9 protein-coding genes are annotated in these 13091 nt (G+C 34.7%); all 9 read left to right on the forward strand.

What is annotated here, in order from left to right:
• Positions 1–193 precede the first annotated feature (193 nt).
• Positions 194–733, forward strand: coding sequence for an RNA polymerase sigma-70 factor (locus ABD963_RS14345; protein ID WP_345277984.1), 540 nt, complete (start codon positions 194–196; stop codon positions 731–733).
• A 197-nt stretch (positions 734–930) separates the two neighbouring features.
• Positions 931–2106: a FecR family protein gene (locus tag ABD963_RS14350; RefSeq protein WP_345277986.1), complete on the forward strand. Its 1176-nt coding sequence runs from the start codon at positions 931–933 to the stop codon at positions 2104–2106.
• Positions 2107–2271: 165 nt separating this feature from the next.
• Positions 2272–5625, forward strand: a complete 3354-nt coding sequence (locus tag ABD963_RS14355) for a SusC/RagA family TonB-linked outer membrane protein (RefSeq protein ID WP_345277988.1) — start codon at positions 2272–2274, stop codon at positions 5623–5625.
• An 18-nt stretch (positions 5626–5643) separates the two neighbouring features.
• On the forward strand, positions 5644–7437 hold the full coding sequence (locus tag ABD963_RS14360; protein ID WP_345277990.1) for a RagB/SusD family nutrient uptake outer membrane protein: 1794 nt from the start codon (positions 5644–5646) through the stop codon (positions 7435–7437).
• A gap of 107 nt (positions 7438–7544) precedes the next feature.
• Positions 7545–8282: a DUF6250 domain-containing protein gene (locus ABD963_RS14365; RefSeq protein ID WP_345277992.1), complete on the forward strand. Its 738-nt coding sequence runs from the start codon at positions 7545–7547 to the stop codon at positions 8280–8282.
• Between the two features lie 2 nt (positions 8283–8284).
• Entirely contained in the window at positions 8285–9673 is a 1389-nt protein-coding gene (locus ABD963_RS14370; protein ID WP_345277994.1) for a 3-keto-disaccharide hydrolase, read from the forward strand.
• Positions 9673–11013 (forward strand): Gfo/Idh/MocA family protein, encoded by a 1341-nt coding sequence (locus ABD963_RS14375; protein ID WP_345277996.1) that lies wholly within the window; start codon positions 9673–9675, stop codon positions 11011–11013. The genes ABD963_RS14370 and ABD963_RS14375 overlap by 1 nt, the downstream gene beginning before the upstream one ends.
• Positions 11014–11016: 3 nt before the next feature.
• A complete protein-coding gene (locus ABD963_RS14380) occupies positions 11017–12210 on the forward strand; it encodes a Gfo/Idh/MocA family protein (protein WP_345277998.1) in 1194 nt (397 codons plus the stop codon).
• 15 nt (positions 12211–12225) lie between these two features.
• A complete protein-coding gene (locus ABD963_RS14385) occupies positions 12226–13071 on the forward strand; it encodes an alpha/beta hydrolase (RefSeq protein ID WP_345278000.1) in 846 nt (281 codons plus the stop codon).
• Positions 13072–13091: the final 20 nt, after the last annotated feature.

The following is a 13091-nucleotide window of genomic DNA, read 5'->3' on the forward strand; positions in this document are numbered from 1 at the left end:
TTCAAAACATTATTTAATTATTCTTTCTTGTGATAGTTTAAAAAATATTATTTTATATCTAAATAATTTTACATGATTAATGGTCATTGTTTTTAGTTTTACAATAAAATCTTCATTGTTAATTATCTTGTAATTCAATAATTGTTTATTTTGCAAATCATAAAACTAAACTAACCAAAAACTAAACTAAACATTGATTTCTCAGGAAAATCTCATAAACAAAAACACCTTAAAACAAATATTTGATACATATTACGAAGCACTCGTTCAATATGCGAATAAATTTTTGTTTCTTCAAGATGAGTGTGAAGATTTAGTGCAAGATGTTTTTGTTGGTTTATGGGAAAGTGAAAAAATATTCCTTGATGAAACTTCATTAAAAGTTTACCTATATAAAGCAGTTCGAAACAAATCTTATAATGTTTTGAAGCATAATAAAGTTAAAAATAAGTATGCAGAGGGCGCTATTCAAAATTTGGAAGACGATAATTTATTTTTAAAACAAATTCTTGAAGAAGAAATCGTTCGACAATTATATCAGGCTATTGAAATATTGCCATCAAGAAAAAAGGAAATAATCAAAATGAGTCTTAAAGGGATAAAAAATTCAGAAATTGCAGAGAATTTGGGAATAAAATTGCAAACGGTTAAAACTTTAAAATCTCAATCTTACAAAATTTTAAAAGAACAGTTTAAAGAATTGGATACAATTATTTATTTTTTGATTATTTGAAATTTTCAATAAACTTTTAAGTCAATTTTAGCTCAAAATTTAATGAAATTCACCTCTTTATTTTGAAAATTTTAAATAAATAGATTTATTATTTATGCAATAATAATCCCCATAATAAAAAATTTCGTAAAAAAATAGCATTTTTAATAGTACCTTTTTAAAACTTAGTTGTTCTATTAATAAATATGCTAATTAGAATGAACGAAATTTTTCCCATATCAAGATTATTAATCAAAAAAAAATTAAATGTTTTAAATGAGCACGATAGGATGCAGTTTAAAAAATTTAATGAGAAATACCCTTTTTTAAAAGAAGTCAATGTAGAAGATTTATTAGAGGAAATAGAGGCCTATTCTGACATAGATAAAGAACAAGCGTGGAAGTCTATTCAAAATAAGTATCAAAATAGAAAAAATAAATCCAGATTTGTAATTACAAGAAGGTCATGGTTTAAATATGCCTCGGCAGCTATAGTCGTTGGTATAGTGACTACTTTTTTATTTAAAAAAGAAATTTTCCAATCAAAGGAAGAAATTACCCCAATAATAGTTAACACCAATCAGGATATTATTTATCCTGGAACCGATAAAGCTACCTTGACTTTAGGAGATGGTTCTGTGGTTGCTTTAGAAAAAGGAAATGATTTTGAAACAAAAAGTGCTCATAGTGATGGTCAAAAAATTATATATAACCATGAAAATAAGAACACCTCTAAAATCACTTATAATTATCTTACTATTCCAAGAGGAGGACAGTTCTATTTAAGATTATCTGATGGAACACAAGTTTGGCTAAATTCTGAATCTCAATTGAAGTACCCAGTAAGTTTCAATGAAGGAGAAACGCGCGTTGTGGAATTGATTTATGGTGAAGCGTATTTTGATGTTTCTCCAAGTAACGAAAATAAAGGTTCAAGATTTAAAGTACTTAATAAGTTGCAAGAAGTTGAGGTACTAGGTACAGAGTTCAACATAAAGGCCTATAATGACGATTTTAACATTTACACCACTTTAGTTGAGGGTGAAGTAGCTGTTACTTCTGGCGAGCAAAGCAAAAAACTAAGCCCTAATCATCAGACAAAGCTCCATTTGGAGAGTCATAAAATTACTGTTCACGATGTAGATGCTAAGTCTGAGACATCATGGAGAAATGGCGTTTTTAGTTTTAGGGAAAAACCTCTAAAGGATATAATGAAGGTCATTTCGAGATGGTATGATGTAAATGTGGTTTTTGAAAATAAAGATCTTGAAAGTATTACATTTAAAGGGGTGCTTGGTAAAAATCAAGATTTAGAAACCATTTTAGAAACTATTAAAAACTTAAGTATAATTAAAAACTATGAAATACATGGAAAACAAATAATATTAAAATAAAAACAAAGGGAACAAAGTTCATACCGTGGAAAGTAGATGACTTAATCCCCTTTTTTTAAGTTACCAATTAATTAAAAGTTTAACCAACTAATAACTGACAAATTTATGAAAATTAAACTAAACTATGTCCTTCTTTTAGTGAGAAGGAAGTCATTAATTTACATTATGAGAACCTTTATTTTCTTATGCTTTACTGTGGCTTTCAGTATTACACCAAATAATGTATTATCTCAAAATGCTAAAATCAGTATTCAAAATGATCAATACTTGTCCGTGGATGAAGTTTTTGATTTGATTATGCAGCAAACAGATTACAAATTTATTTACCAAGAAGGTATTTTTAATGATTACCCGAAAATAGAAGTTAAAAAGGGAATTATTCGAGCAAATGATCTATTGGCAAAAAGTTTATCTAATGGGAATTTTACCGTAAGTGTGGGAACAGATAACACAGTGATTGTTAAGAGGAAAAAAGAGATTTTAGAACTACAACCATTTATTGTTAATGGAATCGTTTCAGACCAAACAGGACAACCCTTACCAGGAGCCAATATTTTAGAAAAGGGAACTAGTAATGGTTCACAAACTGACTTCGATGGTAAATTTTCACTTGAAGTAAGCAGTGAAAATGCCATATTAGTGGTTTCATATCTTGGATTTTTAACTCAAGAGATTCCGGTGAATGGGCAAAATGCCATGTCTATAAATTTAGTTGAAGACGCGGCCGACTTGGACGAAATTATTGTTATAGGTTATGGTACTGCTAAAAAGAGTGACTTAACTGGAGCGGTAACACGATTAGACGCTACCAAGTATGAAAATCAATCTGCCACCAATATAGTGGAACTCCTTAATGGTACGGTAGCAGGTTTTAATTCAACACAAGGTGCAACCGCTGCTGGTGGGGGTTCCTTAGAAATAAGGGGTGCTAACTCGCTAACGGCCAGTACTGAGCCTTTGATTGTTTTGGATGGAGTGATTTACAGAGGATCGCTTTTAGATATAAATCCTAACGATGTTGCATCCGTAGATGTATTAAAAGATGCGAGTTCTGTTGCCGTTTATGGAGCGCAAGGTGCTAATGGTGTTGTAATTATAACCACAAAAAAAGGAACCGATAAAATTAAAGTCAACTTAGCTTTTGAAACTGGGATATCTGATATAGCAAATCATGTGAGACCATTCAATGCCCAAGAATACTTAAATTTTAGGAGAGATCACTCCATTCAGGTGGATCCTGGAGCACCTGAGGCTTTTTATCAAAATCCGAATAATTTACCTTCAGGGTTAACTCTAGACCAATGGAGAAATTACAACAATAATCCAAATGCAGATGACACTCTGGAATGGTTAAACAGGTTGAATTTCTTTGATGAGGAAATTGATAACTACATCAATGGCAGAACTACCAACTGGTATGATAAAGTAACCCAAACGGGTATTCGCCAATCAGCAGATGTCAATGTTTCTGGTAAAACGGATAACACTTCTTTTTTCTTGTCCTTTGGATATACTGATAACGAAGGGGTTATAGTAGGTGATGAATTTAAAGCATATCGTACTCGTGTAAATCTGGAAACAGAAATTAATGACTGGTTTAGCTTTGGTGTAAATGCACAATTTTCTAGCCGTGACTTTAGTGCGGTACCTGCTGAGTTTGATTTTACGAACGGTAATAGGAGTGTTTTTAGAGTTAGTCCGTATGGAACTGATATTGATCAAAATGGAGATTTTGTGCTTATACCGCATGGTTATGCGTTATCTCAAAACCCATTGGCAGACCATTATGCCAAACAAGAAGAAGACATTAGAAATGGACTCTTTGGTGTTCTTTATGCAAATATTAAGCTCCCATATGGGTTTAATTTTAAAATATCTTACCAAAACCGTTTCGACTTTGATAAAAACTATGAGTTTTTCCCATCCAGTACTAGAATTCAAGGTTTGGGCCTTGGTAGTAGAACAGATTTCTATCAGCACGAATGGATGGTAGATAATATTTTAAGTTGGAATAAAGAATTTGGTGATCATGCCTTCGATGCCACGTTCCTATGGAATGTTGAAGAATTATCAAGTACTAGGTCATTTCAAGAAGCTTCTGATTTTGCTCCTAACGAAAATTTAGGATTTAATGGGCTTCAGTTAGGAAATCCTGAATTTCTTGTGGTCGATAATAATGATCTTACAAGACGTGGAGATGCTCTTATGGCAAGGGTAAACTACAGATATATGGATAAGTATTTGCTAACTGCATCGGTAAGAAGAGATGGTTTTTCTGCTTTTGGAGAAAGAAATCCAAGAGCTACATTTCCAGCGGCAGCATTGGGTTGGGTTATCTCTAAAGAATCCTTTTTTCCTAAGGGAGATTTTGTAAACAACCTTAAGCTAAGGTTTTCATGGGGTGAAAACGGAAATAGATCTATAGGTACTTATGCTGCTTTAGCACGTCTTAATAGCAACCAATATTTAACCTTAAATGGAGTTGCACAAGGTGTTATTTTTGGAGGCACTTTAGCCAATCCTAATTTGCGATGGGAGCAGACCGAAGCCTTTAATCTTGGTCTTGATTTTGGCTTATTAAAAAATAGGATTAATGGAACAGTGGAAGTTTATAAAGCCAATACCACAGACCTCTTGGTAAACAGAGGATTACCTGCAATTTCTGGATTCACAGATGTAAACACAAATATCGGTGAAGTGGAGAACAAAGGGATAGAAATATCCATTAATTCTATCAATGTCAACAAACCTAATTTCAGGTGGAATTCTGGTGTGGTATTTTCTTTAAACCGTAACAAAATTATTGATCTTTTTGGAGATACTGAAACTGTTACAATAAATGGTCAAGAAGTTACCCGACCTGTAAGTGATATTCAAAACGGTTGGTTTGTTGGACAAGATATTGATGTCATTTGGGGTTATAAGATAACAGGGGTGTGGCAGCAAGGTCAAGAAGCAGATGCAGCTTTATTTGGTCAGGTGCCAGGAGATTATAAGGCAGAAGATGTTAATGGAGATGAACAATTTACACAACTTGAGGATAAACAGTTTATTGGGTATACCACTCCACGCTGGCGATTGGGTATTAGAAACGATTTTACATTTCTTAAAAACTTCACCCTATCCACATTTTTAAGAGGTGAGTTTGGCCATAAGGGTAGGTTAAACCAATTAACCCATGCAAGAACAGCTATTTACGATCGTATTAACACCTATAACCTACCGTATTGGTCTGCTGAAAACCCATCCAATGAGTATGGTAGTTTATTACAAAACGATCAGGCTTTTGAAACGGGTCTTGATGTCTATAGAAACCGCTCTTACTTGAGAGTACAGGATGTTAGCTTGTCTTATACTTTCCCGAAAAAACTATTGGATAAAACCAAATTTGATAGTGCAAGTATTTATGCTTCTGTAAGGAATTTGTACACATTTACGGACTGGGAAGGCTTAGACCCGGAGTCTGATAGCACGCCTTTACCACGTATTTTTTCCTTTGGATTTAGATTTAGTCTTTAATAAAAAACATATGAAATTATGAAAAGTAAGTTTAAATATTTTACAATATTAATTTTGGCCTTAATAGTAATCGTCTCATGTGATGACGAATATTTAGAACCCCAGCCTTTATCGTTCTTGTCGCCAGAAAATACCCTGGTAGACGCGGCAGGTTTTGATGCTTTATTAATTACTTTGAGAAAAGAACTTAGATGGGAATACGACGGTGACCGCAGTGGTATTGCATCACAATTAATTACCACCGATTTAGGTTTTGCACCGGCAAGAAACACGATTGTGCCTCGAAATTTGCCCTTGCAGTTTACACCTAATGACGATGGAGGGTATACAATGCTAGATTATTTTGATAGAGCTTATTCAAGGTCTATTAGTACAGCAAATTTACTTATTTTCTATGCTGAAGGAGCCGATTTAGAATCTGAAGATGAGAGAAATAGAATTATTGCAGCGGCCTACTTTCACAGATCTTACTGGTATTACCAACTAGTTCACCTTTATGGTGACGTACCATTTGTGGGACAAGTAATTACTGGACCCAAATTAGATTATTTTACCCATGCCAGAAAAACGGTTTTGGATAAAATTGAAGAAGATATGGAGTTCGCAGTACAGTGGTTGCCAGAAGCTAATGTAGAGGGTGCAGAAACTAAATGGGCAGGGTATCACCTGCTTACTAAAATTCAATTGGCCAATAGTCATTTTTCAGAGGCAATAGCGTCAGCAACCCAAGTTATAGATGGGCCATTTTCGTTAGTAACTGATAGATTTGGTGTTAATAGCGGAGATTCAAGTAGAAATGTGATATGGGATTTAGCAAGACCCGATAATATTTTCGACGGAGCCAACACTGAAACCATACTAGGTTTTTTAGATAGATTTGAAGCACCTGAAAATGCGAATAGTGATGGTACAGGTCGTGCCACGATGCGAGATTATGTACCTGCATGGTGGAACGGTGGTGTTAGGGATGGCAATGGGGCAAGAGGAAGTATTGATAGGATAGGTGGTGTTTGGACAACAATGGCTGATACTATAGGTAGAGGAAATGGATGGTCCAGAGGAACCCCCTATTACATCTATGAAATGTGGGATGATTCCAATGATTTAAGACGTAGCGACGCTAACTGGGTGGATAAGGATGAACTTGTTTATAATAATCCAAGTTCGGCAGATTACCTGCAGCCAGTAAATCCAAATAATTTTGGAAGTCCAGCTCAAGACTCTTTGCAGTTTTATTATGCCTTCCCACAATACAAAACATTCATTCCTCATAATGATTTGGATGATTCAAGACCCGATGGTGGGCAAGGTAATGGTTATATTTACCGTTTAGCAGAAACCTATTTACTGCGTGCAGAGGCCAATTATTGGTTAGGTAATACGGGTGCCGCTGCAGATGATATTAATGAAGTTAGAAATAGGGCACAAGCGTCCCTTATAACTGCGGGTGATGTAACTATAGAGAAGATTTTGGAGGAACGTGCCAAAGAACTGTACACCGAGGAACCTAGAAAAGTAGAATTAACTCGTGTTGCCTTGATTATGGCCGATAATAATCTTAATGGCTATTCTATAAATAACATTTCACAAAATAATTTTTATTACGACCATGTTATAGATAAAAACATTTTCTATCAGATTGGTAGTACAATTAGAGGTGTTAAGGCAACCATTGAACCACACTTTATTTTCTGGCCAATTCCATCTGTAACAATAACCAATAATTCTCAGGGTATTATTAACCAAAATGAAGGATTCCCTGGTGCAGAGCAAAATATACCACCGTTAACAGTTATAGACGATAGACAGTAATAGTTTGAGTTAGTTTTTGGGTAGTTTCAGATATTTCTTACTGATAATATTTGAAACTACCATTTTTAAAATTGATAAATAATAAAGAATATTAGTAAATATAGATAATGCTTTTTCGAAAAAGTTTTAAGTTTCTAATTCTTAGTGTCATTATCTTTTTGTCAATTTTTTCATGCATTAAAGTTAACAAGAACCATCAAGAACTGGATGGTATACTCTATGATATAGACTTTAATGAATTAGAGGATTTGAACTATTTTAAATCTGAAACCGAAATCAGTGATGATGAGGTCTCCGTAAAAAATAGTTGTCTAGATATTGATGCCATTAAAGGTGCAACCGTTTGGTTCAAGAATAAATTGGTGGCCCCTGTAAAAATTGAATATACAGCTGTAGTTATAGACCAAGGGGGGGCTAATGATAGGGTAAGTGATCTAAATTGCTTTTTTATGGCTATAGATCCAAATTGTCCTTCAAATATTTTGGAATGTGCTGATAGTATTCGTTCTGGTCGTTTTGGAGATTATCATAGACTTAGAACGTATTATGTAGGTTATGGTGGGCACGACAATACTACAACTAGGATGCGCAGATACACAGGATATAATGGTGAAAGACCTCTGTTGAAAAATCACGATTTGAGATTTCCTCATATTATTGAACCGAACAAGCCTATTAAAGTTGAAATCATGGTACAAAAAGAAATTATAACTTATTCTCACAATGATAATATCATTTTCAAAATGAATGATACATTAGCCTATAATGAAGGTTGGTTCGGATTCAGAACTGTCAGAAACCACATGCAAATATTGGATTTAAAAATAACAAACTTAAACCCTTAAAAATGAAATTTAAAAAAAAGCACATGTATTTCAAAGGATTAATAGCGATAGCTTTTATAACCTTCTGTAGTAAAGTTTACAGTCAAAATTGGGAAATCCTATTTAACGGAAAAGATCTCAAAGGTTGGAAAGTTGTTGGAGGAACTGCTCCCTACATAGTAAAAGATGGCATTATTACGGGCACTTCAAAAAACGAAAAACTTAATACATTTTTATGTACAGAAAAATTATATTCAGATTTTATTTTGGAGTTAGAAATATTTCTTCCCAATGTGTTAAATTCTGGTGTGCAATTTAGAAGCAATACGAGACAAGAAGATAACGGAACAAGGGTATTTGGATACCAATGCGAAGTAGACCCAACACCTCGAAAATGGACGGGAGGTATCTATGATGAAGGTAGAAGAAAATGGTTATATCCTTTATCAAGAAATCCAAAAGCTCAAAATGCATTTCTAATGGCTACATGGAACACGATACGAATTGAAGCCTATGGGAATGAAATCAATACGTTTATAAATGGGCAACATTCTAGTAGAATGGTAGATGATATGACGTCTGCTGGATTTATAGGTTTGCAAGTACATCGTGTAAAAGAAGAGGAGGTTGGAAGAAAAGTAATGTGGAAGAACATACGTATTATAACCGATAACGTTCAAGAGCATCTTACAACGGCAAATCCTGAAGTGCCCGAAGTAAGTTACCTTAAAAATGAGTTGACCCCATGGGAAAAAGATCATGGTTTTAGATTACTTTGGGATGGTGAAACTACCAATGGTTGGAGAGGCGCTAAATTAGATGGTTTTCCTGATAATGGTTGGACTATAAATAATGGTGAGCTAACTATTGAAGCTACAGATGGTGGCGAATCAACTGGTCCTGGTGATATTGTTACAACCAAAATGTATAGTGACTTTGAGTTAGAACTTGAATTCAAAATTACTGAAGGTGCAAATAGTGGAATCAAATATTTTGTAGACCCTGAATTGAACAAGGGTTCAGGCTCAGCTATTGGTTGTGAGTTTCAAATTTTGGATGATAAAAACCATCCAGATGCAAAAATGGGTACTTTGGGGAATAGAACCATTGGGTCGCTATATGATTTGATTACGGCAACAAATCTTTCTACCAAAGGCAGAAACAAAGATTTCAAGGGTATTGGCGAATGGAACAAAGCAAGAATTGTTTCTAAAGATGGAAAAGTTGAGCATTGGTTAAACAATGAAAAAGTAATAGAGTACGATCGTTTTTCACAAATGTTTGAAGCGTTGGTAAATTATAGTAAATACCAACAATGGCCAAATTTTGGAAGATGGCCAGAAGGCACCATTTTATTACAAGACCACGGTAACGAAGTAAGTTTTAGAAGTATTAAAATAAAAGAATTATAATGGCATCTAGAAGAGAATTTATAAAGAAAACATCAATGGCAAGTGCTGCTTTAGCAATAGGAAGTTCAGCTATGGGTATGACCGCCAAGAGTTATAACGGTATTATAGGCTCAAATGAGAGGCTAAACGTTGCCATTGCAGGTTTGGGCAGACGTTTAAACGCCTTTAAGGCACCCATAGCTATAAAAGAAAGTAATGTTAAATTACTCTATTTGTGTGATGTAATGGAAAGTCAGCGTTTAAAGGGTCTTAAGGCTTTCAGGGAACACATAAATTACAACCCAGCTTTGGAGAACGATATTAGAAAAGTTTTAGAAGATAAAGATGTTGACATTCTCATTAATGCTACTCCAGACCATTGGCACGCACCAGGATCTATTATGGCTATGAAAGCAGGTAAACATGTTTATGTAGAAAAGCCATGCAGCCACAATATGTATGAAAATGAACAATTGGTAAAAGCGTCCAACTACTTTAACAAAGTGGTTCAAATGGGAAATCAGCAACGTTCATCTGGTCATACCATTGCAATTATAAACGAAATACATAAGGGCGTTATCGGAAAACCATATAAGGCTGTTGCTTTTTATAACAATGGACGAGGAGAGGTTCCATTACAAAAAAGCGCTCCAATTCCGGAAGGTTTAGATTGGGACTTATGGCAAGGACCTGCACCAAGACGCTCTTATACTTCCGAAACATGGGATTATAATTGGCATTGGTATGGCTGGGAATATGGTACAGCCGAGGCCGGAAACAACGGAACTCATGAACTGGATGTGGCACGTTGGGCTTTACAGGTAGATTTTCCTCAACATGTAAAAGTAGAGGCAGAAAAGCGACACTTTATAAATGATGGTTGGGAAATGTATGATGATATGGAAGCTACCTTTAAATTTGCAGAAGATAAAGTCATTAAATGGGATGGAAAATCAAGAAACAGTTACAATACTTATGGAACCGGACGTGGCACCATAATTTATGGTACAGAAGGGTCTGTTTATGTTGATAGGAACAAATACATGTTATATGACCGCCAAGGAAAATTGGTTAAAGAGTTTAATTCGGCATCAAAAGAGTCAGGTACAGCTTTAGGTGGTGGTGGCGATACATCAACTCAACATGTTCAAAACCTTTTTGAAACCATTCGTGGCAAGTCAAAATTAACGGCCCCTATTGATGATGCTAGTAAGAGTATGGCTATGGTGCATTACGCCAATATTGCTTATAGAATTAATGATGGCATAGATATCGATGATAAAACGGGCGTGATGTACAATAGAGAGGCCATGAAACTATGGTCAAGAACTTACGAGCCAGGTTGGGATCCTAAATTATAAAGTTTGAAAAGACGCTCATTTATAAAGAAAACAGCTACAGTTACTGCAGGTATTGCAAGTTCATCCTATTTATATGGCCAGGTAATGTCTAATATAAATGCGAATAGCACTATAAACATTGGAGTTATAGGCACAGGAGATCGTGGAGGAGGCCTTACAACACTATTAAATTCTATAAATGATTTAAAAGTGGTGGCATCTTGCGATATATTGCCATTCAGATTAAAGGCAGGGGTTTCTAAAGCCAATTCAAATCCAATAGGGTATTTAGATTATAGAAAATTATTAGACAATAAGGATGTTGATGCGGTTATTATAGCAACACCGTTCAATACGCATTCTAAAATGGCTATAGATGCGCTTGAGGCTGGCAAGCATATATATTGCGAAAAGACTTTAGCAAAAGGTTATGATGGTATTATGGATTTAGTTAGTAAAACAAAAGATTCAAATTTGATATTTCAAACGGGCCATCAATACCATAGCTCAAGACTTTATATCCATGTTGTCGATTTAATTCAACAGGGAAAAGTTGGTAATATTACTGCCTTTGAGTGCCAATGGAACAGACATGGAAACTGGAGAAGACCAGTTCCCGAACCTAAACTTGAAAAGGCTATAAATTGGAGGATGTATCGAGAATTCTCTGGAGGGTTGACTGCTGAATTATGTTCACACCAAATCGATTTTGTAAACTGGGTACTCAATGCCACACCAAACCAGGTTATGGGTGTTGGTGGAGTAGATTATTGGCAAGACGGAAGGGAAACCTATGATAATGTGCATTTAATGTATACCTATCCCAACGGGATCAAGGCAAAATTCACTTGCTTAACAAGTAATGCTAAAGATGGCTACCAAATTAAGGTGATAGGTGATCTAGGTACTATTATTATTGATACCAAGAACGCTTGGTTCTATCCAGAAGGTAAAAAGAAGTATAAGGTTATAGAGGATGTTGATGGTGTTAGTGGCGCTACTGCCCAATGGGATAAGGATAAAGGTTCTAAAATAGATGTAGAGCACTTAGACCCCAGTAAGCAAGCCCTTTTAGATTTTAAGGCCTCCATTTTAAATAATAAAATTCCCCAATCTAATGTCATCACTGGCGCTAAAGCAGCTATTTGCGTTCAAATGGGATTGGATGCTATGTATAATAACAAAATCGTGAAATGTAATAATATGTTTCAGATATAGAAAAAACTTTAATATATGTTTAGACTAAACACATGCATCCTTTTAGTATTTCTAGTATTTCAATCTGTGGGTTTTTCCCAAGAACGACTTTTATACAAACAAATCGATTCAGTAAATCTATTTATGGATGTTTATCGTCCAGAAAATTTTAATTATTCAAAAAAATACCCTGCCATGATTTTCTTTTTTGGTGGTGGGTGGAGCAAAGGAAGTATTGGACAATTTGAACCCCATGCTAAGTTTTTTTCGAGAAGAGGTTTAGTTTGTTTTCTAGTAGATTATAGGGTTTCTAAAAAATATAATACAACGCCCATAGAATCTTTGAAAGATGCGAAATCGGCTATTAGGTTTATTAGGGAACGGGCAAATATATTTCAAATAGATAGTTCAAAAATAATTGCTGTTGGAGGTTCGGCAGGTGGGCATTTGGCTGCGGCTTCAGCTCTGATAAGTGGGTTTAATGAGTCCTCAGATAATTTAACCATTAGTCCAGCTCCAAATGCATTGGTTCTTATGAACCCGGTAATTGATAATGGTCCAGGGGGTTATGGTTTTGATAGAATTGGAAATTTATATAAAAACTTTTCACCTCTTCACAATATTGTTTCGGGTGCTCCGCCTACTATTATCTTTTTAGGTACCGAAGATAATTTAGTGCCAGTCGAAACCGCAAAATACTATCAAAAAGTAATGGAAAAAGTTGGAAGTAGATGTGAACTTATTTTATATGAAGGGCAAAAACACGGGTTTTTTAACTACGATAGAAGTTTTGAGCATTATAAAAAAACCGTCCTAGCTACTGATAATTTTTTACGGTCTCTTGGTTATTTGGAGATTGAACCTATTATTAAAATTGAATAATATGACTATTAAAAGATTTT

The sequence above is a fragment of the Litoribaculum gwangyangense genome (assembly GCF_039543505.1).
In the GTDB taxonomy this organism is placed as follows: Bacteria; Bacteroidota; Bacteroidia; order Flavobacteriales; family Flavobacteriaceae; genus Litoribaculum; species Litoribaculum gwangyangense.